The 23,988-nt window shown below is 72.0% G+C and carries 20 protein-coding genes and 1 tRNA gene; 3 read left to right on the top strand and 18 right to left on the bottom strand.

Annotated elements, in window-relative coordinates; genetic code table 11:
• The first annotated feature begins 153 nt into the window (after positions 1-153).
• Positions 154-1,215 (top strand): hypothetical protein, encoded by a 1,062-nt coding sequence (locus ACZ6RT_RS28155; RefSeq protein WP_470157086.1) that lies wholly within the window; start codon positions 154-156, stop codon positions 1,213-1,215.
• A gap of 15 nt (positions 1,216-1,230) precedes the next feature.
• On the opposite strand, the gene ACZ6RT_RS28150 is transcribed toward ACZ6RT_RS28155, so the two are convergent.
• From ACZ6RT_RS28150 to ACZ6RT_RS28115, 8 genes are all read right to left on the bottom strand, one after another.
• Positions 1,231-2,505 carry a glycosyltransferase family 4 protein gene (locus ACZ6RT_RS28150; RefSeq protein ID WP_399190006.1) on the bottom strand — a complete coding sequence of 425 codons (1,275 nt, stop codon included), beginning with the start codon at positions 2,503-2,505 and terminating at the stop codon, positions 1,231-1,233.
• Positions 2,502-3,797 carry a lipopolysaccharide biosynthesis protein gene (locus ACZ6RT_RS28145; RefSeq protein WP_470157085.1) on the bottom strand — a complete coding sequence of 432 codons (1,296 nt, stop codon included), beginning with the start codon at positions 3,795-3,797 and terminating at the stop codon, positions 2,502-2,504. Before ACZ6RT_RS28145 ends, ACZ6RT_RS28150 begins: the two co-directional genes overlap by 4 nt.
• A gap of 79 nt (positions 3,798-3,876) precedes the next feature.
• Positions 3,877-5,181 carry a glycosyltransferase family 4 protein gene (locus tag ACZ6RT_RS28140; protein WP_470157084.1) on the bottom strand — a complete coding sequence of 435 codons (1,305 nt, stop codon included), beginning with the start codon at positions 5,179-5,181 and terminating at the stop codon, positions 3,877-3,879.
• Positions 5,178-5,939 (bottom strand): NTP transferase domain-containing protein, encoded by a 762-nt coding sequence (locus ACZ6RT_RS28135; RefSeq protein WP_399190012.1) that lies wholly within the window; start codon positions 5,937-5,939, stop codon positions 5,178-5,180. Before ACZ6RT_RS28135 ends, ACZ6RT_RS28140 begins: the two co-directional genes overlap by 4 nt.
• Positions 5,936-6,601 (bottom strand): HAD family hydrolase, encoded by a 666-nt coding sequence (locus ACZ6RT_RS28130; RefSeq protein WP_470157083.1) that lies wholly within the window; start codon positions 6,599-6,601, stop codon positions 5,936-5,938. Before ACZ6RT_RS28130 ends, ACZ6RT_RS28135 begins: the two co-directional genes overlap by 4 nt.
• On the bottom strand, positions 6,598-7,878 hold the full coding sequence (locus tag ACZ6RT_RS28125; RefSeq protein WP_470157082.1) for a 2-phospho-L-lactate transferase CofD family protein: 1,281 nt from the start codon (positions 7,876-7,878) through the stop codon (positions 6,598-6,600). Before ACZ6RT_RS28125 ends, ACZ6RT_RS28130 begins: the two co-directional genes overlap by 4 nt.
• Positions 7,875-8,690: a glycosyltransferase family 2 protein gene (locus ACZ6RT_RS28120; protein WP_470157081.1), complete on the bottom strand. Its 816-nt coding sequence runs from the start codon at positions 8,688-8,690 to the stop codon at positions 7,875-7,877. The genes ACZ6RT_RS28125 and ACZ6RT_RS28120 overlap by 4 nt, the downstream gene beginning before the upstream one ends.
• A 75-nt stretch (positions 8,691-8,765) precedes the next feature.
• Positions 8,766-9,509, bottom strand: coding sequence for a hypothetical protein (locus ACZ6RT_RS28115; RefSeq protein ID WP_399190020.1), 744 nt, complete (start codon positions 9,507-9,509; stop codon positions 8,766-8,768).
• A gap of 548 nt (positions 9,510-10,057) precedes the next feature.
• Here ACZ6RT_RS28115 and ACZ6RT_RS28110 point away from each other — a divergent pair.
• Together ACZ6RT_RS28110 and ACZ6RT_RS28105 are read left to right on the top strand one after the other, a co-directional pair.
• Positions 10,058-10,870, top strand: coding sequence for a phytanoyl-CoA dioxygenase family protein (locus ACZ6RT_RS28110; protein ID WP_470157080.1), 813 nt, complete (start codon positions 10,058-10,060; stop codon positions 10,868-10,870).
• An 84-nt stretch (positions 10,871-10,954) separates the two neighbouring features.
• The gene (locus tag ACZ6RT_RS28105; RefSeq protein WP_470157079.1) at positions 10,955-11,821 is read left to right on the top strand and encodes an AraC family transcriptional regulator; all 867 of its coding nucleotides are present in this window, start codon (positions 10,955-10,957) and stop codon (positions 11,819-11,821) included.
• 134 nt (positions 11,822-11,955) lie between these two features.
• Here the strand turns inward: ACZ6RT_RS28105 and ACZ6RT_RS28100 are convergent, their stop codons facing one another.
• The 10 genes from ACZ6RT_RS28100 to ACZ6RT_RS28055 form a co-directional block, all read right to left on the bottom strand.
• The gene (locus ACZ6RT_RS28100; protein ID WP_470157078.1) at positions 11,956-12,291 is read right to left on the bottom strand and encodes a hypothetical protein; all 336 of its coding nucleotides are present in this window, start codon (positions 12,289-12,291) and stop codon (positions 11,956-11,958) included.
• An 824-nt stretch (positions 12,292-13,115) separates the two neighbouring features.
• Positions 13,116-13,367, bottom strand: coding sequence for a hypothetical protein (locus ACZ6RT_RS28095; RefSeq protein WP_399190027.1), 252 nt, complete (start codon positions 13,365-13,367; stop codon positions 13,116-13,118).
• 333 nt (positions 13,368-13,700) lie between these two features.
• A tRNA-Thr gene (locus ACZ6RT_RS28090) sits at positions 13,701-13,777 on the bottom strand.
• Positions 13,778-13,852: 75 nt separating this feature from the next.
• Positions 13,853-15,358 (bottom strand): alpha/beta hydrolase, encoded by a 1,506-nt coding sequence (locus ACZ6RT_RS28085; RefSeq protein ID WP_470157077.1) that lies wholly within the window; start codon positions 15,356-15,358, stop codon positions 13,853-13,855.
• 140 nt (positions 15,359-15,498) lie between these two features.
• Positions 15,499-16,356 (bottom strand): PSP1 domain-containing protein, encoded by an 858-nt coding sequence (locus ACZ6RT_RS28080; RefSeq protein WP_399190087.1) that lies wholly within the window; start codon positions 16,354-16,356, stop codon positions 15,499-15,501.
• Positions 16,357-16,450: 94 nt separating this feature from the next.
• Positions 16,451-17,605 (bottom strand): glycosyltransferase family 4 protein, encoded by a 1,155-nt coding sequence (locus tag ACZ6RT_RS28075; RefSeq protein ID WP_470157076.1) that lies wholly within the window; start codon positions 17,603-17,605, stop codon positions 16,451-16,453.
• Positions 17,602-18,354 carry a hypothetical protein gene (locus ACZ6RT_RS28070; protein WP_470157075.1) on the bottom strand — a complete coding sequence of 251 codons (753 nt, stop codon included), beginning with the start codon at positions 18,352-18,354 and terminating at the stop codon, positions 17,602-17,604. The genes ACZ6RT_RS28075 and ACZ6RT_RS28070 overlap by 4 nt, the downstream gene beginning before the upstream one ends.
• Before the next feature lie 613 nt (positions 18,355-18,967).
• Positions 18,968-20,149 carry a DNA polymerase III subunit delta' gene (locus tag ACZ6RT_RS28065; RefSeq protein WP_399190093.1) on the bottom strand — a complete coding sequence of 394 codons (1,182 nt, stop codon included), beginning with the start codon at positions 20,147-20,149 and terminating at the stop codon, positions 18,968-18,970.
• 129 nt (positions 20,150-20,278) lie between these two features.
• On the bottom strand, positions 20,279-22,342 hold the full coding sequence (tmk, locus tag ACZ6RT_RS28060; protein ID WP_470157074.1) for a dTMP kinase: 2,064 nt from the start codon (positions 22,340-22,342) through the stop codon (positions 20,279-20,281).
• 145 nt (positions 22,343-22,487) lie between these two features.
• Positions 22,488-23,888 (bottom strand): metallophosphoesterase, encoded by a 1,401-nt coding sequence (locus ACZ6RT_RS28055; RefSeq protein WP_470157073.1) that lies wholly within the window; start codon positions 23,886-23,888, stop codon positions 22,488-22,490.
• Between the last annotated feature and the right edge of the window lie 100 nt (positions 23,889-23,988).

The raw sequence follows: 23,988 nt of genomic DNA, 5'->3' as shown, positions 1-23,988 counted from the left end.
CGCAGGGGGGCCGAGGAATAGATTGTTCATTGTCCGTACGGCGATCCGGCAGGTCGACGACGCCGATGCCGATGGCGTCCATGCGCGACCGCGCGACCGCGCGATCCGACCTGCCGCCCCGTCGCCGTAGACCGTCTTCCGTGAGGACAACGGATGTCGAAGAACACGTCCCCCTCCGATCCCGTCCCCCGAACCCGGCCGGCCGACGACGCACTGGAGCCGAGACGACGGCGGTGGGCGCCGGTCGTCTCCCTGCTGCTGCTCGCCCCGTTCGTGGCGGAGTTGCTGCTCGGCGACATCGCGCTGACCTCCGTGGGCTTCGTGGTGGTCCTCGTCCCGCTCTACGGCTGCGGGGCCCTGCTGGTGCGTGAGCTGGCGCGGCGCACCGGCCGGGGCTGGCCCACGATCGCGCTGCTGGCGGGGGCCTTCGGCGTGCTGGAGGAGGGCTTCGCCACGATGTCCCTGTTCAACCCGGACTTCGCGGGTTACCGTCTGCTCGACGAGTCACCCCTGCCCTTCCTCGGCATGGGCGCGGAGTGGACGGTCTACGTGCTGTCGCTGCACGTCGTCTGGAGCATCTGCACGCCGATCGCGCTCACCGAGACCCTGTTCCCGGACCGGGCGCGGGTGCCGTGGCTGCGCACCCGCGGCCTGGTGGTCACCTCCGTCGTGTTCCTGCTCACCGTCGCGCTCTACGGGGCCGGGACGCTCTACTCGACGTGGACGGGTACCGGAGTGCCGATGTTCCGTCCCTCCGCGGCCCAGATGATCGCGACCGCGGTGGCCGCCGTGGTGCTCGTCCTGGCCGCGTTCGCCGTCCGGCCGGGCGCGGTGACGTCCCGCCTGCCCGGTTCCGTCCCGTCGCCCGTGCTCGTCCTCGCGGGTTCGCTGCTGCTGGCGAGCGTCGTCCGGCAGAGCGCCGACCACCTGCCCGGCTGGGTGAGCGTCGTCGTCTGCCTGTCGGCCGAGGTCGCGGCGGTGGCCGCGCTCCGACGGTACGGCCACCGGCGAGGGTGGGGGCCGGCGCACGTTCTCGCCGCCGCGTCAGGGGCCGTCGTCGCCTACGCGTGGTCGGGCTTCCTCCTGACGCCCATCGTCGGCACGACCGATCCGGTCGTCGCCCGCGCCGGCAACGTGCTGTTCACGCTGGTCGCCGTCGCGGTCCTCGCCCTCGCCGCACGACGCCTTGGCACGACCACGCCGGCCCGGCCGTGACCCGTGCCCTGCGGCTCAGGAGGAGCGCACCGGTCCCGGCCCGGCCGGCGTCCCTTCGAGCACGGCGCGGTAGACCGCGAGCGTCTCGTCGGCCGCCCTGCTCCAGCTCAGGCTCTCCCGGACGAACCTCTCCCCCCGGGCGCCGAGCGTACGGCGCAGTTCCGGGTCCGTCATGACCTCGATCACGACGCGGGCGATGTCGCCGGGGTCGGCGCTCCGGACGTAACGGACGGCGGGACGGTCGGGGTCGCCGAGGAAGATGCGGGAGAACCCGTCGCCGAGGATCGTGGGCCTGGCCAGTGCCATCGCCTCGGTGGCCACCAGGCCGAACGGCTCGAAGAGCGAGGGGAAGACGCAGGCGTCGGCCATCTCGTAGAACTCCAGGAGCGCCCGGCCGTCGACGAACCCGCCGGACGTCAGGACACGCCCCTCCAGGCCCGTCTCGGCGACGATCCGCGCCACCCCCGCGTCGTCGCCCTCCCCCACGATCACCAGGCGCAGGCCGGGAACGGCGGGCGCGATCGTCCGCATGGCCTCCAGCAGCGGGTAGACGCCCTTCTGGCGTTCGATGCGGCCGACGAACAGCAGCACCGGGTCCCCGGCGGCGATGCCGAGCCGGGCCCGCAGGGCGGCGGCCCCCGCGCGGAGCCCGTCGCGGTCGAACGCGGGGTCGGCGAGCACCCGCTCGTACGTGCCGCCCAGGCGCACGACGTCGATCGGCGTCCGGTCCCAGCCCGCGGCGATCAGCTCCGCGCGCACCTCCGGGGTGGCGACGACGACCCGCCGGGAGATCCGCGCCAGCCACCGCTCGACGGCGGCGAACACGTTCAGCGGGTCGTTGACGGTGCGCTGCGCCGCGACGCCGTACTCGGTGGTGTGCACGTGGAAGACGACCGGCAACCGCAGCACGTAGTGGCAGAGCAGTCCGCACAGGAAGTTCGTCGAGTCGTGCACGGCGACCAGGTCGGGCCGCTCGTCCCGGCCCGCACGGCGCAGCCGCAGGAAGTACCGCCAGTTGCTGACCACGACGTTCAGCGCGAGCAGGGCGAACTCGGCGCCCCGGGTGCGGTTGAGCCGCCGGCGCCGGCCGATCGCGCCGAGGACGCGGCCGCGCGGGCGGTGGACGGTGACGCCGTCGCCCCGCTCGTGCACGGTCTGGTTGCCGTCGTTGAGCGTGAAGACGGCCAGCCGGTGGTCGCGGGCCAGGTACGGCGTGATCAGCTCGACGTAGCGGCCCAGCCCGGCGGTGATGTTCGGCGGATACTGGTTGATGACGCAGGCGATCCTCATCGCTCGGCCTCCCGGGTGGATGGGGTGACCGCCACCGGGCCGTCCGGCCGGTACACCCGGCCGACGGCGACCACCACGACGGCCACCAGGATGAGATTGCTGACGGCGAACGCCACCAGCCCGCCGACCAGCCCCCACCAGGCGATGAACGCCGCCTGGCAGGCGAGCGCGGCGGGCGTCCCGGCGGCGAGACAGGCGATGAACACCTTGGCGCCCCGCACCCCGTCCATCGACAGGGCGACGAAGTAGAGGTTGAAGACGGTGTGCAGGCCGATGCCCACGGCCGCCAGCGCCATCAGCCCGACCGAGTACGGGTACTCCTCGCCCATCACGAGGAAGAACACCAGGCTGGCCGCGAAGGAGAAGACCGCGGTGGCCGCCGCGACGGCCGGGGCGAGCCGCGCGATCCTGCGCATCAGGGCGGGCTTGGCCATCGTGGCCATCATGGGCAGCAGCACCAGGCCGATCCCGTCGATGAACACCACGCCGAGCAGTCGCTTGGGGAAGCCGTTGTACAGGGAGTACACGCCGACGTCGGCCCGTCCGGCCCAGTGGTTGAGGAAGATCACGTCGACGCCGAAGAGCACGGCGGTGAACGTGGCGATGACGGTCACGTACGCGCCGTGCCGGTAGAGCGACCTCGCGAGGGCCGGCGACCAGGAGCGCGGCGCCACCCCGGACCCGGCCACGGCCACGACGGCGAAGACGAGGTTGGTCACGATGAGCGCGCCCAGGTACACCTCGGCGTCCTCGATCCCCAGCGCGAGCAGGCAGTACGCCGAACCGGCCAGGTAGACGACGGCGACGGCCAGCTTGAGCCCGGCCACGAGCGTGAACCTCTTCAGCCCGCGCAGGAAGCTCTCGGTGAGCTGGTTCAGGGTCATCGACAGCGCCAGCGCCAGGCCGAAGGCGAGCGTACGGGTGTCGACGCCGAGCGCCGCGGTCAGCAGCGGCGCGGCCAGCATCCCGGCGGCGAACAGGACCGTCCCGAGCACCAGCGTCGACAGGAGCGCCGTCGTCACCAGGGCCGGCCGGTCCGCCGGTTCGGCGCGCGGCAGCTCCTGGAACATGACGTAGTTGAGGCTGGTGAGCATGCCGACGGTGGCGATCAGCGCGATCGACAGGACGACGGTGAAGTGGCCGAACGCGGCGGCGCCGATCCCCCTGGCGATGACCAGCGTGGTGGCCGCCGCGGTGCCGCTGGCCAGGGTGCTCACGATCGTGGGCCCGGCCGCCCAGCGGTGCCCGTCGACGAGCCGCGCGACGCGGGCACGCACGTCCTTACCGGCCATCACGCCGCCCCTCCGGTGCGGGACGCGCGGACGAGCCGCGCGGCGCGGGCGCGCACGTCCCCGGCCGGTCGCCGGCGCGTCACCGGGCCGGCTCGGCGTACGCGGCCGGAGTGAGCTCGGCGTACGCGGCCAGGGTGAGCTCGGCCGTCCGTGCCCACGTGTACCGCTCGCGGACGTGGGCGGCGCCGCGCTCGCCGAGCCGGGACGCGGTCCGCGGGTCGTCCAGGCACCGCAGCAGGGCATCGGCCAGCTCCCGCGGCGAGTCGTTCCCGCACCGGACCGCGCCGTCCCCCACCACCTCCGGGGAGTAGCCGGGGCCGACGACCACGGGCCGGGCCAGCGCCATCGCCTCGATCGCGACCAGGCCGAACGGCTCGTACGTGGACGGGAACACGCACACGTCGGCGGCCAGGAAGTGGGCGAACACCTCGGCGGAGCCCAGGAAGCGGTACCCGGCGACCACGTGGCGGCCGACGCCCGTCTCGTCGATCAGCCGTGCCACCTCCGCGTTCTCGCCGGTGCGCGGGGACTGCGCGCCGATGAGCACGATCCGCACGTCGTCGTGCTCCCCGGCGACCAGCGGAGCCGCCCGGATCAGGGTGCGGACGCCCTTGTGCGGCGACAGCCGGCCCGCGAACACCACGAGCCGTCCCTCGCCGCCGGGCAGGTGACGGCGCCGGACCTCCGCGCGGAGCCGGTCGCGCTCGTCACCGCCCAGAGCGGCCAGCCGCAGCAGCTCGGGGTCCTCGAAGCCGTGCGGGATGACCCGCAGCCGGTCGGAGGGCCATCCGCACGCCACGAGCTCGTCGCGCATCCCGACGCTCGGCACCACGATCAGGCGTGCCGTCCGCGCCTGGGCGGTCTCCAGCGCGGCGATGCCGACCGCCACCGCGGACCGGCGCCGGGAGGGGGCGGCGTTGAGCTCACGGCTGTGCACGTGGAACACCACCGGGGTGCGGGCGAGCACCCGGCAGAGGATCCCGGCGACGCAGCCCATCCAGTCGTGCACGACGACGACCGACCCCGACGACCGGGCGCCGGCCCTGATGATGCGGGCCGCGACCCGCACGTTGAACGCGAGGATCCCGATCAACCGGGTGATCTGCAGGACGGCCGCCGGTGCCCGGGTGAGGCCCTCGGCCCCGCCGCCGGGTACGCGCACCCGGTGCAGGGTGACGTCGCCGATCCGCTCCGTCCGCGGCACCGTGTTCCGCGTGGTGGCCCCGAACACCTCGACGGGCGTGCCGAGATGCCGCATGGCGGCCATCATCCGCTCGGCGTACCGCCCGAGCCCGCCGACGACGTCCGGCGGCGTCTCGGCGCAGACGACGTAGACGGGGCGCGGCCGGGCCGCGGGCTCGCTCGGCTCGCTCGGCTCGCTCATCGGCCGCCGGCCTCGGCGTCGCGCAGGTATGCCCGCCGGGCGAAGTCGAGGTCGTCCTGGGTGTTGATGCCGCGCGCCTCGTCGGGGTCGTCCACCGGCACCACGGTCAGCGGCCGGCCGGCCCGCGACAGGTGGGGAAGGAACGGCAGGAAGTTGACCTCGCCGGTGAGGGCGCCCGGGGCGGCGTCGCGCAGGTAGCGCGTCCACTCCTCGCGCAGCCCGTCCGTGCCGAGGCAGAACACGCCGACGTCGCTGAGCCCGCCGGGACGGCACTCGTCGCCCTCGCGCGACTGCCGCACCCGCACCAGCGAGGAGCCGTCGGCCTCGTACTCGACGTACGGGTCCGCCATCGGCACCAGCGGGATCGTGAGCCCGCCCGCCCGGTGGGCGTCCACGACGCGGCCGACGGTAGCCGGGGACAGGTTCGCCTGGTCCCCCCAGACCACGAGGATCGCGTCGTACGCCTCCCAGTGCGGGGCGGCGCCGAAGATGGCGCCTCCCATGCCGGTCGGCTCGTCCTGGACGCTCACCGAGACGGCGCCGCTCTCGATCTCCCCGGCCGCGAGGTCCCGGAAGGGGGCCTCGCCCTCGGGGGAGACGACGACGTGGACGTGCTCGGCCCGGGGCCGCAGCCGCCGGTGGAGCAGGTGCCAGACGGTGACGCCGCCGGCGACCTCGACCATGATCTTCGGGATGCCGAAACCGAGCCGGGTGCCACGCCCGGCCGCCGGGATCACCGCGCAGACGCGCTCACTCACCGCTGCTCCTGGCGCAAGAGGGACACGATCTCGTCGAGGTCCGGTACGGCGATCGCCCCGGCCGCGGGCTCGGCGGCGTGGACCTGGAGCGTCACCAGCCCGGCGCCGACCGCGGACGCCACCCCGTGCGCGGAGTCCTCCACGACCACGGCGTCGGCCACGTCGACGGCCCAGCGACGGCAGGCGTACGCGTAGAACTCCGGGTCGGGCTTGCTCACCGGGACGTCGTCGCTGGTGAGCACGGCCCGGAAGCAGCCGTCCAGGGAGCGGGCCGCCAGGACCCGCTCGACCGACCCGCGGCTGCCGCTGGTGACCAGGTAGAGGGTGCGGCCGTCCTGCGTGAGCCGGTCGAGGAGGCGGCGGGCGCCGGGCAGCACGTCGACCATTCCCGCCTCGGCGTACTCGCGGTAGAGCCCCTGCTTGCGCCGGGCCAGCCGTCCGGCCGCGACGGTGTCGCCGGGGACCAGGCGGGAGGCCACCTCGGCGGTGCTCGCGCCGGCGTGGTCGGCGTACCGGAACGAGGCGAGCGCGCCGGGCGCGATCTCCGCGATCGCCTGGCGGAACGCGGCCTCGTGCGCCGGGCACGAGTCCACGAGCGTGCCGTCGAGGTCGAACAGCCACGTCCGGCGACCGGCGACCACGCTCGCCCGTGACGGGATCACTCGGCCCCCGCCAGTGCCGCCTCGCCGCAGATGGCCGTCAGGGCGTCGACCGTGCTGCGTCCGCCGTGCACGCCCGGGCGGCCGGGATCCTCCAGGTCGGCCGTGACCCACCGCGCCCCGGCCCACTCGCCGCAGTCGATCACGGACCGCGGCACCGGGGGCACGGCCGGCAGGCCGTCCGACGGCGTGACCGGGCGGGGGCACAGGACATGGGTGACGGTGCGCCGCTCGTTACGCGGGTCGCCGAGGTAGGACAGGGTGAGGTCGACCAGGTCGGGCGCGGTCAGCCCCTGGATGTCGTGGTCGTCCCGGGCGTTGACGACGAACACCTTGGCCACGGCCCGGCTCTCCGCGATCGCGTCCGCGACGCCCGGCGTCAGGTAGCTCGGCAGGAGCGACGAGTGCGGGGTGCCCGGCCCGTACACGAGGAGGTCGGTGTCCTTGATCGCCTCCAGCGCCTCCGGGTTCGGCGTGAGGTCGGCGCGGTGACGGGCCAGGACCTCCCGCACCCGCGCGGCGGGCAGCGCCTCCAGGTCGGCCCGGTGGTGGGGGCCGATCGGCCGGCGGAGCAGGAACAGGTCGGTGATCGGCTCGTCGTCCTGCGGCGCGACGATGTCGGCCTCGTCGGCCAGGAGGCGGCCGTTCCGCTTGAGCGCGGCCAGGAAGGCGTTCTCGCCGCCGGTCACGTTCAGCAGCCCGACCGGAGAGCCGAACGTGCGGGCGCAGGAGCGGACGGCGGCGTTGAAGTCCTCCCCCGTGCGGAGGTACGCGCCGGCGAACACGAGGTTGCCGAGCGCGCAGTCGCCCAGGTCGATCCCGTACGGTTCCGCGCCGAGCCGGCCCGCGAACAGGCGCAGGTCCCGCGTGATCTCCTCCCGCGCCTCGGGCCGCAGCGCGTCGAACGGCGTACCGGGGACCGGACCGGACGGCGGGCGGCCCGCGTGCCGCCCGGACGAGGCGATCTCGTCGATGAGGTCCCCGAGGCGCTCCGGCGTGGTCCCGGCCGGAAGGCGATGTTCGAGGACGGAGATCAGCGCGGCCTGCTGCGGATCGCCGCGGTCCAGGTGGAGCAGGCAGTTCTTGCGGAAGTCGGACGGGCCGAGCATCCCCGGCAGGTACCGTCGCAGCGCGCCGGTGGACATCCCGTTGTCGTACCCGTTGATCACCAGGGACAGGTCGAGCCCGGGGATGTCCAGCAGCCGGCGCGCGATGCTGGCCCCGCCACGCCCGCCGCTGAACATGGTGACCGAGTTCAGGGGGCGTGGACGAGTGCTCATCGGATCTCCTCGGTCACACGGGACGTCACCGGCCGTGGCGGGGGCGCCCCGGACGGGTCCGGCGCGCGCAGGACCCCCCGGCGCAGCAGCCAGTTGCGGTATCCCACGTAGCCCACGAACAGCGCCCGGTCCCGCGCTCCCTTCCAGAACCGCCACCCGCGGCTGCCGCCGCCGCGTTCCCGGTGCTCGATCGGGAGCTCCGTCCAGGTGTGGCCCAGCTCGGCGACCTTCGCCGTGATCTCCGTCGAGCAGTTCATCCCGCCGGACTCCAGCGGCAGGGCACGGAACAGCGGGCCGCTGACCACCTTGAAGATCGAGTTGAAGTCGCGGTAGCGGGTGCCGAGCAGGGTGTTGCTGACCGCGCCGCTGGCCGCCGATCCCCACCGGTACGCCAGGCCGTCGGCCTTCCTGATCCGCGCGCCGGAGAAGGCGAGCGCCTCACCGGCCTGGATGCGCGGGATGAACGTGTCGAGGTTGGCTATCGGGAACTGGCCGTCCGAGTCCAGCAGCACGACCCAGTCCAGCCGGGTGTGGGCGATCGCGGCGGCGATCGCGGCGCCCGCGCCCCGGTTGCGGTCGAACGAGACGACGACGAGTTCGGGGCAGTCGGCCTGCAGATCCTTGAGGATGGCTCCGGTCGCGTCGGCGCTCCCGTCGTCGCACACGACGATCTCCCACGTGCCGACCGCCGGGTGCCGCTCCAGGTAGTCGCGCCACTCCGTCACCGCCGCCGCGATGTTGTCCGCCTCGTTGTACGCGGGCGCCGCCACCGAGATGTCGACGGTGCGGGCCCCGACATGCGTGTTCGGCAAATCTCATCTCCCGTAAGGGCTTCGGATGCGGGCGTGACGGCCAGGACGAGACGGCCGCCGGAGCCGGTTACCGGACTACCGGACCGGCGTGGGCTCCCCGGCCCCCAGCAGGCGGGTGATCCAGCGGTCCAGGGGGAGCAGGTTGATCACGACGGCGATCGGGACGTGCGCGAGGGCGAACAGGATGGTCGCGCCGTACGAGATCGGACCGCCGGTGAACAGGTTGATGTGGGGCGCGTCGATGACCGGAGGGATCGCCACCGGGTTGACGGCGAACCACATGAGGTCGAGGAACCCCGAGAACAGGATGACGACACCGGTCGCCATGATCTTCAGGCAGCGCCCCGGGCTGCCGCCCCCGATCCGGTAGGCGGCGGCGACCGTCAGGACGATCGCCGGATAGAACAGCATGTACAGGTGCGTGTAGAAGACGTCGCCCTGCGCGCGCGAGACGTCGCCGTAGTAGAACCAGCTGATCCTGGGGATCAGGTAGCCGGTGAAGAAGACGAACGGGATGTAGACCAGCCACTGCAGACGCTGCGACACCCACGGGAAGAACGCGATGGCCACGCACAGGCAGGCGAACGCGAGCAGTTTGGCCGCGAGCTCCCCCGCCGTCTGGGTCTCCCGCCCGTGAGGGGTGGCCAGCCAGACGAAGGCGGCACCGGCCGCACCGGCGACCAGGGCCGTCCACCACAGGTGCCGGGCCCACCGACGCTGCCCGCGCAGAACGACGTCGGCGACGTTCCCGGGTAGGGTCGTGGTGACGTTCCCGTCCAGAAGCGACGGGGACGGCGGGCTTTCGTCACGTGCCGTCATGGAGAATCGGTACCTTTCTTCCAGACGACGGGTGATCCGAGATGGTTCATGAGCCCCGGCCACAGGCAACGGGAGCGCTCCCACTCAGTATGGCAGCAACCTCCCCAATAGTGCCTAAGTATATAAAAATGGGATCTTTCTAAGCATCGTTCTCCGGAAGAGGGATTCAGAGATGCGCACGAATCCCCAGGTGAACCGTCATAGAAAATTCAACTGCCGAACATATTCCTGGACGGAGAGTCCAACATGTGGGCCCCCGCCGAATGGTGATTCCGCAACTCGACTTTCGGACAATTCGTCGCGCGTTCCGTAAGGAACGTGCTTCTCCGCCCGGAGCGCCGCCCCTTCGCCTACCGTGCGTGACCGTCGGGCCCCGTTCCCGGCGGCGTACGGATACGACACGGGCCCGTCCCGCGTCGAGAGCGAGGTGCTCTCCGGCCGTGGGGCGGTCACCTCCGGTCTCCCCGCAGGGGGCTCGGCGGGCACCCGACAAAGGCGGTGCGGGAAATGTCGGGCGGCCGGGACCGGTGTCGCCGCACGATGGTGGCATGGACGACACGACCTTGGTATCCCGCTTCCTCCGCGACGGCTTCGTGAAGGTGGAGGGCGCCGTCGCGCCGCGCGTGGCCGCGGACTGCGCGCGGCTGCTGTGGCGGGAGACGGGCTGTGACCCGGACGATCCGGCGACGTGGACAAAACCCGTGCACTGGGTGCCCGGCCTGGCGCAGGGGCCGTTCGCCGCCGCGCCCAACTCCCCGTTCCTGCACCACGCGTACGACCTGCTCGTCGGCGCGGGACGCTGGGAGCCGCGCTACTCGCTGGGCACGTTCCCGCTGCGCTTCCCGCACGAGGAGGAGCCGGACGACGCCGGCTGGCACATCGAGGGGAGCTACCTGCCGGAGGGCGAGAGCTGGTACTTCACGAACCTGCGCTCCCGGGGCCGGGCCCTGCTGATGCTGTTCCTGTTCAGCGAGGTCGGGCAGGAGGACGCCCCGACCAAGATCCGCGTCGGCTCACACCTCGACGTGCCGAAGGTGCTGGAGAAGTACGGGGAGGACGGGGCGAGCGGGCTGACCCTCGCACCCGATCTGGTGGCCGCGTCCGACCACCGTCCGCTCGCCCTCGCCACCGGCTCCCCGGGCGACGTCTTCCTGTGCCACCCGTTCCTGGTGCACGCGGCCCAACCCCACCATGGGGTACGGCCGCGCTTCATGGCCCAGCCCCCGCTGATGCCGGCCGCGCCGTACGAACTGGAGCGGGCCGACGGCGCGTACTCACCCGTGGAGATCGCGATCCTCCGGGGCCTGGGGCAGGACGTCCCCGGCCCGGACGGGGCCGGCACCGACCACGGCGCCGGGTAGGGGACACCGCTCGATCGCTCACCCCGGCGAACACCTCCGATCACGGCACTAGCGTGGTGCTCGTCGATCGGAAGGGGACCGGGCGTGCTGGAGCGGCTGAACCAGGCCATGGAACACATCGAGCGCCATCTCGACCGGACCGTCGAGGTGGAGGAGGTGGCACGCATCGCCGCCACCTCGGAGTACCACCTGCGCCGGATGTTCTCCGCGCTCGCGGGCATACCGCTGTCGGAGTACATCCGGCGCCGTCGCCTCACCCTCGCGGGCGCCGAAGTGCTCGCGGGGCGGGAGACACTGCTGGAGATCGCGGTGCGCTACGGCTACGGCTCCGGCGAGGCGTTCGCACGGGCGTTCCGTGCCATGCACGGCATCGGACCCGGCGAGGCCCGGCGTACCGGCGCCGCGCTCAACTCCCAGTCCCGGATGACCTTCCGCCTCACCATCGAAGGGCGGAGCAGCATGCGATACCGCGTCGTGGACAAGGCGGACTTCACCGTCGTCGGCCTCAAGACCCGGGTGCCACTGGTGCACGCGGGGCCGAACCAGGCGATCATCGACTTCGTCCGCGGGATCGACCCACGGGCCCTGGAACGCCTGGAGGAACTGTCGGACCAGGAGCCGCACGGCATCGTCGCGATCTGCGACGACCTGGACCCCAGCCGCGCCGAGGGCACCGACCTCGACTACTACCAGGGCGTGATCACCTCCGTGGCCGCTCCGGAGGGCATGACCACGCTGGCCGTCCCGGCCGGCACCTGGGCGGTCTTCACCACCTCCGGGCCGGTCCCGCAGGCCATCCAGGAGCTGTGGCGGGACGTGTTCACCGAGTGGTTCCCGTCGAACCCGTACCGCACCCGCACCGGCCCCGAGATCCTGCGCACCTGCCTGTCGCCGGACAGGACCGAGGCCGACGCCGAGCTGTGGCTCCCGGTGGAACCCGAGCACGGCTGAACCAAACGGTACGGACGAACCGCCCTACGCCGCGTACGTCCTCATCCTCGGCCTGCGACCGCGTACGTCCGCGTCCTCGGCCTGTGGCGGCTTCCTCGGCCTGCGGCGGAGCGGGGTGCCCCGACCGACCCGGATCACCCGTCAATCTTTCCCTGTCGTTCCGATCCGGTGTCGAAGAGGGCCGTCAGGTAGGCGTCAGGCCCGAGGTCACTGTCCCGCAGCAGGGAGAACACCTCCGTGCCCTGCCCGATCGCGGCATCGAAGATCCTGAAGGACTGCGCGAAGTGCAGGTACTCGAAGCCCTGCCCGTCGGCGTACTCGGCCGCCTCCCGCTCGGCCAGCAGGATCGCCGCCTCGGCCGAGCCGGCCCGCCACAGGGTGACGCGTTCCTCGTACGTGTTCCGAGCGCCCCACCGGAAGAGACATCGGACCCCGTACCACTCATGACCGGCCCCGTCGCCGTGCCTCACTGTCGCACGGCACGCGAAAAGGCCCTCCCGGATCTCGAAGTCCATCGCATTCCCTCAACTGATGTGTTGCGACGACCACGAGAACGGACGTGATTCAGGAGGGCCTCTCCATCCGGAGCCGCCTCGGGAGGTCGAACCCCGGCTCCCTTCATTACGAGGCGAATCAGGAAGAGGCGGAACCTTGACGTACACCTGCTCCCACCTGCGCATACAGTCCACGGCAATTCACCGTCATCCGTCGTTGTCACACAGTTGGTGACGTCATACGCGACCAGACATGGGATCTGAGGGAGCACAGGCAAGGGACCCTCTCAGATCGTCATACCGGAGCATGCACACCGGAAAGTTTGGTGTGGCGGTCACGATGGAGTAAGTCGGTGATCACCTGACGAGATCCGGTCCGCCGCGCCCCGGAAAGAGCGATCACCTCGGCGACCAGGAACGCGCGCACGGCGCTACCGGTCTTTCCCGGAGAGGGTAGCCCCGGTGATACTCACGCCGATGGTCGGTGTGACGTTTCGGCGGGACCACTCTCGCATCACCGTCTAGTACAACTGGACACGAGTGATGATGCAGTGCGGTTCGGCCGCGTCCGCAACGACGACGTATTCGGCGACGCCCAAGATCCCATCCTTACCGAGCGGAACCCTGCGCTGCCGTGGCCACTGGACGGAAGCGGTGTGACCGGAGACATCGCCTCTCGTCTCGTTGATCTCAACGGAGAGCGCAACGACCCCGAGAACACCATCGGGCTGATCCGAGGATCGGCCAGAAGCTCCGCGACCCCTTCGGAGAAATGGCACGGCCATCCCTCCGCTTGGGGTTCACTCAAGGGGCAGTCCTTGCTGCCCTCGGCGGGCAAGGACGTCATCGAGCGTGGCGACGGGCAAGGTACCCTCCAGCGCGGCCCTACGGATCTGGTCGGCCTCGGGATCTGTGTCGAGCATCGCCTCACACCACCAACGACGCAGGATCGTCTCCACCTGATCCAGAGATGCTGTGCCGAGCTCCCGGTAGAACTCCATCCGCCGACCACCCTGCAGGGCCTCAGCGATCCCATCAACGGTGCGCTCCACCCGGGGCTCCCGGGGAGCGTGCGGATGGACAGGCTGAGCAGTCATACCGTGAGAATAACCAGAGGGGAGGCGTCACATCGGGAAAAGGCACGATGAATTCCAGAGCCGAGCATGCCCCTGACCGCGCACATCACCTGTTCAGAGAGCTTACGGACGCAGAACCGACCAGGAGACCCGGCTTCGCGGAAGCGCTCCGAGCACTCCGCGAGCAGCAGTCCACCGAACGCTCCGACCGCCGGAACGACGGGAGGAGCACGGCCTCGGACGAGTCGACTACGTTGCGGTACGGACACGACAAAGGCCCTACGGGATGATCCCGGAGGGCCTCTGACCTGGAGCCGCCTTGGGGAATCGAACCCCAGACCCCTTCATTACGAGTGAAGTGCTCTGGCCGACTGAGCTAAGGCGGCGTGTCGTGTCCTTCGACACGACCTATGGCAGTCTACAGGCTTCCGGGGGCTCTCCGCGCCCTGGAATCAGCGGAATCAGCCGATCTTGGGGCAGCGGGTCCCGTCCCGGGGAACGGCCAGGTCGATCAGGTAGTCGTCCACCAGACGGTCCACGCACGCCGAGCCGGTGAGATAGGCGGTGTGCCCGTCGCCGTCGAAGCCGACCAGGACGCCCGAGGACAGCTGGGAGGCCATGGCCTCGGACCACTCGTACGGCGTGGCCGGGTCCCGCTGGGTGCCGACGACCATGATGGGCGGGGCGCCGGGCGCGTCGATCCGCTCCCGGGCACCCCCCTCGACCGGCCAGTACGCGCAGGGCAGTGAGCTCCACACGACGTACGCCCCGAACAGGGGTGCCCTCGCCGAGGACTCGCGGGCCGCGGCCGCGTAGACGGCCGGGTCGGCGGGGTAGGGGGAGTCGACGCAGTTGACGGCCAGGTTCGACTCGGTCTGATTGGCGTACTCCCCGTCCTCCCGCCGGTCGATCAGCAGGTCGGCCAGGCGCAGCAGGGGGGTCCCGTCGCCCCGGAGTGCCCGGCCGAGCGCCTGGCGCAGGATCGGCCACGCCTGCCGGTCGTAGAGGGGAGTGATCATGCCGAGCGTGGTCCAGGCCTCGGTCACCGTACGGCCGTCGCCGGTCGAGTTGGCCAGGGGACGGGTGTCCGCGCGGCGGAGCAGGCCTGCGATCTCCGCGCGGGCGGAGGTGACCGACCCCGTGAAGGGGCAGGCCGCGGCCCGCAGGCAGTCCCGCAGGAAGGCGTCCAGGGCGGTCTCGAAACCGCGTGCCTGGGCCGCGTTCACCTCCAGCGGGTCCAGCGAGGGGTCCACGGCGCCGTCCAGGACCAGGGCGCGGACGCGGCCGGGGAAGAGGTCGGCGTAGACGGCGCCCAGATGCGTGCCGTACGACTTGCCAAGGTAGGTGAGGCGGGGGTCGCCGACGGCGGCGCGCAGCAGGTCCATGTCGCGGGCCGCGTCGGCCGTGCCGACGTGCGGCAGGAGCCCGGCCGAGCGGGCCTGGCACCCGGAGGCGAACCGCCGCGAGCCCTCCTGCAGCGCGGTGACCTCCCCGGGTGAGTCGGGCGAGGCGTCGAGGCCGACGTAGGCGTCCAGTTCGGCCGAGGACAGGCACCGGACCGGGGAGGACTCGCCGACGCCGCGCGGGTCGAAGCCCACGATGTCGAAGCGTTCCCGCAGGGCCCGGCTCACCACCGTGCGGGCGCCGCGCGCGTACCGGACCCCGGACGCGCCGGGACCGCCGGGGTTGAGCAGGAGCGAGCCGATCCGCCGTCCCGAGGCGGGGAGCCGGATCACGCTGAGCTCGATCCGCTCGCCGTCCGGCCGGGAGTGGTCGAGCGGCACGGCGAGCCGGGCGCACTCGAAGCCGTCCCCGCACCCGTCCCAGCCGAGCCCGTCCCGCACACCGGCGCCGACCGGGGTGCCGTCACCGCCGGAAGCACGGTCACCGCCGTCGCCGCCGGGACCGCCGCACGCCCCGGCGACCAGGGCCAGCGCCGCCAGGATTGCGGCCACACGCGATCTCACGCCTTGTCGCTCCGTAGGTCAGGTCGCGTACCGATCCGGCGTGAGAGGTCCGCCGTGCGACGCCGGGACTGGCGCGCCCCGTCCCCCGGGACACGCGTACGGTCCATTGTCCCCGACGGCGACGTCCGGCGCCGGGCGGATCAGCCCTCGGGCCCGCTTTCGGCCACCTTCACCGCGCCGCCGTACGCCGCGTCGTGCTGCTTGCGCGGGGAGCACACCGACGCCGACGGGCACGCGCAGCGCCGGCCGCTCTCCTCCAGGCGGACGACGACGGAGTCGGAGGGCACGTTGCGGGCCACGACCGTACCCGCGCCCTCCGGGGTGTCGACCTTGAGGCCGATGCGGGGCATCCTGCTGTGCGCGTCGAGGTAGAGGGGGTGCTCGTACTTCAGGCAGCACATCAGCCGGCCGCACGCCCCGGCGATGCGCAGCGGGTTGACCGGCAGGTCCTGGTCCTTGGCCATCCGGACGGAGACCGGCTCGAAGTCCTTGAGGAAGGTGGCGCAGCACAGGTCGCGCCCGCAGGGGCCGATGCCGCCCTGGAGGCGGGCCTCGTCGCGGGGGCCGATCTGGCGCAGTTCCACCCTGGCGCGCAGGTTGCGGGCCAGGTCACGGACCAGTGCGCGGAAGTCCACCCGGTGGGGGGCGGAGAAGTAGACCGTGTAGACGTTGTCGTCGTCCACGTAGTCGACGCCGACCACCTTCATGGGCAGGGCGTGCCTCTTGATCAGGCGTTTGGAGACGCTGCGCGCCTCTGCGCGCCGCCGCTTGTTGGTCTCGTCGCGGGTCAGGTGCTCCTCGCCCGCGATGCCCGCGCACACCGGCAGCCCCTCGACGTCCTCGCTCGTCCACTGGGGCGCCCAGACGCACTCGGCCACCTCGGGCCCGGAATCGGTGGGAACCAGTACCTTGTCCCCGACCTTCGGGCTGTGCTCGCCGGGATCGAGGTAGTACAGCCTGCCGTAGCGGGTGAAGCTCACCGCCATGATCATGCTCATGAGGCTCCAAAGCTGGGGGGACGGCTCCCGTTCACCCTACGCTCCACATCCGGCGGAGCGCTGGGCCCGTACGGGAAGGGCCCAGCCGCCGTGCTCAGCGGCCGAGTTCGGCGAAGGACTTCTCCCAGCGCTCGGCGATCGTGGAGATGTCGTAGTTCCTGGCCGCCTGCAGGGCGTTCTCCGCCATCCGGCGACGGCCCTCCTCGTCGTCGATCATCCGGATCAGCCCCTCCGCCAGGGCGTCCACGTCGTCGGCCGGGACCAGCAGCCCGTTGACGCCCGAGGTGATGATCTCCCGAGGACCGCGGGGGCAGTCGAAGCTGATCACGGGCACCCCGGAGGCGAAGGCCTCGATGATGGTCATGCCGAACCCCTCGAAGCGGGAGCTGACCGCGTGGATGGACGCCTTGGCGAGCTCGCCCTGGATGTCGCCGGTGGAGCCCATGAACGTGACGTTGTTGTGCAGGCGGAGCTTGACCGACAGCCTCACCAGCTTCTCGCCGACCCGGCCCTCACCGTAGATCCGCAGCTTCCAGTCGGGACGCTCCTCGGCCACCCGGACGAACGCCTTCAGCAGCCGGTCGTACCCCTTGACCGGCACCAGCCTGCCCGCCGCCAGCACGATCCGGTTCTCCTGCCGGGAGCGCGGCCGCGGCCCGCCCGGCAGCCCGTTGCCGATGGTGAAGACCCGGGTGGGCGCCCCGTCGAGCATGTTCCGGTAGTCGTGCTCGTCGGCCTCGGTCAGGGTGACGACCGCGTCCAGCTTCGGGTACCACGTCCGGATCTCCTCGAAGATCCCAGGCTGGTGCGCCTCGAAGTGCAGGTGCTCCTGGGCGATGGTGACGACCCTCTTGTGGGCGAACCTCGCGGCCATCAGGTTCAGCCCGGCGCGGGTGGTGATCAGCACGTCGCTGCGGAGCCTGCGGAGCTCGCGGACCAGGACCGTGTCGCTCCAGGCGTTGAAGGAGGCGTAGGCGCGCTCCTCGGGGTGGATCAGCGTGCTCTCCTGCGCGCTCAGGCGCGCGGCCTTCCTCGCGAACGGCCAGCGGACCTTGGCGCCCTCGCGCAGGTCCACCAGCGAGCGCAGCCTCACCCGGGGGGCCAGCGGCAGGAAGGGCCGGTCGGCGTGCTGGAAGACGCTGATGATCTCGACATCGTGCCGTTCCGACATCGCGCCGGCCAGGTCGAAGGTCGCGCGGATGGTGCCGCCCATGCCGTAGGCGTTCAGGATGAGAAAGGAGATCTTCACGAGGTCGCCTCCTCGACGCTGACCGCGACGGCGAGGCTGTCGGTCTCGGTGTAGTACGGCCGGACGCGGATCTGCGCCACCCGCTGGGCGGGGAAACGGACCTTGGTCTTCTTGTCGACGATGTCGTCGAGGCGGGTCGCCAGCGGGAGCCGGGTCCCGGCGATCTCCGCGTACAGGTCCCAGAAGACCCGGGGCCGTACCTGGTTCACGGTCATGGGTTCGATCTCCAGCGCCCCCTCGAACCACCGGCCCTGGAAGCTCGCCGGACCGCTCACCGGTTCCGGTCCCTTCCGCGCCACGGCCACCAGCCTGGCCTCCCCCCGGATCGGGTCGCCGTACGCGACGGCGCCCTCGGCCTGGATCACGCCGTCGTCCGCGGTCACGCGGATCACCTCGACGTACGGCTCGACCTCGCGCACCCGCAGGCCGAGCAGGCCGGCGGGGGTGCGGAAGGCCCTGATCTCCCGGCTGCGGCGGGTCTCGGCGTAGGACCAGAGCCCGTCGAGGCAGAACCCCGGATCGTCGGTGAGGACAGGCTCCCCGCGGTTGAAGGCCATCCAGTCCCCGGCGGGCAGGACCCTCAGATCCGCCGCCGGGCATTCCTGGCCGGTCTCCACGTGCCTGAGGACGATCTCCGCGTCGACCGGCTCGGGCCACTCGATTCTCAGCGTGTCGTCGTTCTCCACGCGGCTCGTCACGGCCCGCCCGCCCGTGGGCGAGATCATCCCGTGGCGTGCCTCGATGCTCACCAAGAGTCCCCCGGTCTTCGCTGCTCATCCCCATGAAGAAGGGCACTGTTGCACTGTTTTATAACAAAAACGCTAATTTTCGTCCGTGAATCTTAACGACTCACATCTCCACTTTGAGTCGACTTGGCGGAGAATGGTTCCATCTAATCGGAAAAATGCGGATAGTGACCACTCGGCCGCAGGCCCGCGCCCCTTACCGGCCGATATCGCGCCCCACGAGCCCGCGTATGCCGGGCTTCGGTACGCCGGAAAATTCCTCTCCCGGACATCCCGAACCCCGGCCCCGCCGGAACCGTACGGGCAGGGGCCGGGCGCGCCGGAGAACGGATCCCGGACCGTCCCGAGAGCACCGGAAAGACCCCTCGGGACCGCGGAACACCGCGCACGCCGAGGACGACCGGACCCGCCGGGCAACACCGCGGCGCCGCGGGTCGCGGCGGGGCGCCGAGGGGCGCCGAGGACGTCCGGGAGAACCACGGAGGCGCCGCGGAGCACCGGGGAACGCTCAGGAACGCCGGCGGCGCCGGGAGGCACAGAACACGGGAGTCGCCCGGTCGCGGAACGGCCCCCGAAGAGAAGCGAACCCGCCCCGCGGATCAGGGCGGGGTACGGGTCAGAGCCGGGGCCGGTGCAGGGAGATGGTCATCGACTCGACCGCCATCTGCGGGCTGACGTTGGCCGCCAGCCGCCTGCGGCAGCGCATGATCGCGTCGATCCTGAGCAGGGTCTCCTCCGGCGTGGAGGCGCGGGCCAGGTCCTCCAGGTCGGCGCGCCGGTCCTCGCTCGCCAGCTCCACCCCGGCGCCGAACTGCACCGCCAGCACGTCCCGGTAGAACGCCACCAGGTCGAGCAGGGCCGCGTCGATGACGTCGCGCTTGGTCCGGGTCGCCCGGGACTTCTGCCGGTCCTCCAGGTCCTTGAGCGCGCCGGCTCCGCCGCGGATCAGGCCCCTGTTGAGCCCCTTGCCGGTGGAGCCCTCACCGTAGGCCTGGCGCAGCTCGGTGATCTCCGACTCGTTCAGCGTCGAGGTGACCGCCGCGGCCTCGTCCTCGGCGGTCTTCACCAGCCGCTCGGCGGCCGTCACGCACTCCCCGACCCCCGTGAGCGACCGGGGGATCGAGAGCACCGCCTCGCGGCGTTCCCGCGCGGGCTCGTCCAGGGCGAGGCGGCGGGCGCGGTCGAGGTGCCCCTGGGCGGCCCTGGCGGCGAACTCCGCCATCGGCACGGGCACGTTCTCGCGCGTGGCCAGCACGTGGGCGACCGCGGCGGTGGGCGGGGTGACCAGCGTGACGAGCCGGCACCGCGACCTGATGGTGATCATCATGTCGTCCGGGGAGGGCGCGCAGAGCAGCCACACCGTCTTCGGCGGCGGCTCCTCGATGGCCTTGAGCAGCGCGTTGGAGGCCCCCTCGGTCGCCCGGTCGGCGTCCTCGAAGAGCACCACGCGCCAGCGGCCCAGCGTGGGAGCCCCGGCCGCGCGCAGGATGAGCCGGCGGGTGTCCTTGATGCCGTACGACAGGCCCTGCGGGCGGACGATCTCCAGGTCCGGGTGGGAGCCGACGGCCACCTGATGGCACATGTCGCAGTGGCCGCACCCCTGGTCGGGGCAGAACAGCGCCGCGGCGAACGCCCGCGCGGCCTCCTCCCGGCCGGATCCGGGCGGGCCGGTGAAGAGCCACGCGTGGGTCATGCCGGCGCCGCGCCCACCGGCCAGCAGGTCGGCCCCGGCCGCCGCGGCCCGGCTCAGCGTCGCCGCGGCCCGCTCCTGCCCCACAAGATCATCGAAGACTCCCACGCCCACCAACCTACCGCCGGTGCCGGCCCGCGGGCCCGGCGTCGCGCGTGACGGCCGGCGGCCGGCGACGCCCCTCGGCCGACGGACGCCGACCGGTGACGGACGCCGACCGGTGACCGGTGACGGCCGTCAGTCGCGGATCGCGGGCATGGTGCCGGTGACGTCCTCGGTCTCCCGCGGCACCGGGTCGGGCAGGATCTCGCGGACCCGGTCGTGAATGATCATTGAGACCTGGTTCTGCGGCAGGGTGCCGTCGACCACCAGGTAGCGGTCGGGCTCGGCGGCGGCCAGCGACCGGAATTCGCGGCGTACGCGCTCGTGGAACTCCTGCGGCTCGGACTCGATGCGGTCGGCGGCACCGCCCAGCCGGGTCAGCCCCACCGACGGCGGGACGTCGATGAGCACGGTGAGGTCGGGGACGAGCCCGCCGGTCGCCCAGCGGTTGATCATCACGACGTCCTCGGGCTCCAGCTCCCGGCCGGCGCCCTGGTAGGCCAGCGACGAGTCGACGTACCGGTCGCAGACCACCATCGAGCCGCGGTGCAGGGCCGGGAGGATGATCTTCTCCACGTGCTCGGCCCGGTCGGCCGCGTACATCAGCGCCTCCGACCTGGCCGACAGGCCCTGGTGCACGGCGTCGAGCAGGATCGCGCGCAGCCGCATGCCCACCTTGGTCGAGCCGGGCTCGCGGGTCTGCACGACGTCGAAGCCCTGGTCCCGCAGCCAGATCGCCAGCAGCCTGGACTGGGTGGTCTTGCCCGACCCCTCACCGCCCTCGAACGCGATGAACATGCCGTGCGCCTGCTCGGCCGTCTCGGGGGCGTACCCCCTGCCGCGCACCGCGGCGATCAGGTCCGCGACGATCGAGACGCCCCTGCGGTCGTCCATCTGCCGCAGCGCGACGATCCCGACGGCCGCGGCGAGCAGGCCGCCGACCAGCAGCACCAGGTTGGAGCCGTCGAAGGTGTAGACCGGGTCGGAGCCGACGAGGATCTCGCGCTTGCCGAACAGGCCCGCCAGGGTCGGCGCGACCGCCACCACCAGCAGCAGGGTCACCCGCGCAAGCGACTGCAGGAAGGAGAACGTCCGGCCGCGCAGGTTGTCGTCCACCTCCAGCCCGATCATGGTGTAGCCGATGATCCAGGCGATCCCCGCGCACGCGCCGAGCAGCACGGTCAGCAGGACCACGATCACCAGGTTGTGCACGAGCGCGATCGCCACCAGGAGCAGCCCGGCCACGATGATCGACAGGCCGAACAGCCTTCGCCGCGACAGCTCCCTCAGCAGCCGGGGCCCGAAGAACATGCCGGACGCCATGCCGACGAAGACCGACCCGAAGACCACGCCGTACGCCGCGTCGCCACCGCCCAGCTCGCCCACGTAGAGCTTGGCCACCCCGACCACGGCGCCGCCGCCGGCGAAGGCGCCCAGCATGCCGATGATCAGGCCGCGGATCAGCCGGTTGCCGCCGACGAACCGCCAGCCCTCGACGATCTGCCGCAGCACCGACGGGGTCCCGGCCGCGTCCGGCGCGACGGTCCTCGGGATGTCCTTGAGCGAGAAGATGATGACGGCCGAGATCAGGTACGCGAGCGCGTTGACGAACAGCGCGAGGTACGTCTCGCGCTGGGCCAGGAAGGGCACCACCCGGCCCAGCACGTCGTCGGCGAGCGAGAGCATCGCGAACAGCAGCGCGGCGACCGGGGCCGTGCCGTAGGTGACCAGCAGGTTGAGCTGGTTGGCCTCCTCCAGTCGCTCCCTGGGCACCAGGTTCGGCACCGTGGCGTCCTTGGCGGGGACCCAGAAGAGGTTCACGCACTCCACCAGGAAGGTGGCGACGATGATCCACTCGTACCTGCCCACCAGCGGGATGGACAGCACCAGCGCGAAACGCAGCAGGTCGCAGAAGAACATCGTCAGCCGCCGGTCGAACCGGTCGGCGAAGGCCCCCGCGAGCGGGCCCAGCACGACGGCCGGGAGCATCTTCGCCACGAAGACGCCCCCGATGGCCATGCTCTGGGTCTGGTAGCTCGATCCCGCCGTGAGGTTGCCGGCCAGGGCGGTCAGCGCCAGCAGGTTGAGCCAGTCCCCCAGGCTGCACACCGACATCGCCGTCCACAGCTTGCGGAACGGGGCGTTGGCCAGCACGTGGGGGGGCTTGCGGCGGGCGGTGCTCCGGCCGGGGATGGTCATGGTGTCAGCGTATCCAGGTGCTCGCCGGGCGGGGGAGGACAGGTCTCAGGCGGAAACGCGCGGCCGTCCGTTGGATGAGGGTAATACGTCCACCGTGCGCGTCGCAGGCGGCGCAGGCGAAAAGAAGCGCCGGGTGCCGGTGTTTCTAGAGTTTCTCGTTCCGGACCTCCAGAAGGGTTATCTCGGGCGGGGCCCCCACCCGGACCGGCGGACCCCAGAAGCCCGCGCCCCGCGTCACGTAGACCCGAGTGCCGCCCACCTCGCCGAGGCCGGAGACGACCGGCTGCTGGAACGGGATGATCAGGTTGAAGGGGACCATCTGCCCGCCGTGCGTGTGACCGGACAGCTGAAGGTCCACGCCGTACCCGGACGCCTGGACGGCCTGGATCGGCTGGTGGGCGAGCAGGACGGTGGTCCGGGAACGGTCGCGCCCGCCCAGGGCCCGTTCGAAGTCCGGGCCGTCCCCCGAGGCCGTACCGCCGATGTCGTTGACCCCGGCGAGGTCGAGCACGGCTCCCCCGTGGGCGATCTCGACGCGCTCGTTGCCGAGCGGGCGGACGCCGAGCCCGCGCAGCTCCTCGACCCACTCGGCCGGGCCGTTCGCCGTGTAGTACTCGTGGTTGCCGGTGACGAAGTAGGCGCCGTAGCGGGATTCGAGGTCCCTCAGCGGCCTGGCCAGCGGGCCGAGCTCGGCCACCGTGCCGTCGACCAGGTCGCCGACGACCGCGACCACGTCCGCCTCCAACTCGTTGATCATGCGGACGATCCGCCGGGTGTGCGCGACGCCGGTGAGCGGGCCCAGGTGGATGTCGCTGACCACCGCGAACCGCAGGCCGTTCAGGCGCGGGTCCAGCCTGGGCAGCGCGACCCCGACCCGCTCGATCACCGGGTCGCCCAGGGCCGTCCGGACCCCGTACCCGACCGCGCCCAGCGCGCCCGCGCCGGCGGCCACCGCCGCCGTACGGGCGATGAACAGCCTTCTGGTGATCCCGGTCTCCGTGGGGGCGTCCGCGGCGGGGGGCGTGTCCCCCTCGCCGGGGACGACGATCACCCCTCCGACCTCGGTCCCGCTTCCGTCCGGGGACCCGTTCCCGCTCCCGGCCGGGATCTCGGCCCTGGTCTCGGTACGGGTCGCGCTCTCGGTGCGGGTCGGGCTCCCGCTCCGGGACCCGCTCCCGGTACCGGACCCGCTCCCGGTGGGGGTCGCGGTCTCCGGGTGCTCGGGCGAACGCCTCGTCCGGTGCTCCAGCCCGCGCACGGTCAGCAGGGCCACGGCCCTGGGGATCTCCAGGACCACCAGGAACACGAACAGGTAGAACATCAACGCGATCCAGAAGAACCCCGGCCACGCCAGGAAGTGCCCCCACTCGCTGCGCGAGGCGACCAGCGTCACCGGGGCGAGCACGGCCAGCCCCACCAGGATGCGGGTCAGCACCCGGCGGGCCCGTCCGGGCCGCGTGGTCGAGCGGACCAGGCGCCGCCACAGGTAGTAGTGGACCACCGTGATCGCGCAGATGACCAGCGACACGAAGCCCACGATCGTCACTCGCCCTCTGCCCGGCACCCGCCGGCGGTCTCCGGCGCGTTCCGAAGAACGTCCGGGAACGTGAATGCGTTCCCCGCCCGCCGCGGGCCCCGGAGCCGGG

Source organism: Streptosporangium sp. NPDC050148 (assembly GCF_055586505.1).
Note: the sequence above shows the minus strand (reverse complement) of the source record. Positions and strands in the feature narration are given on the sequence as shown.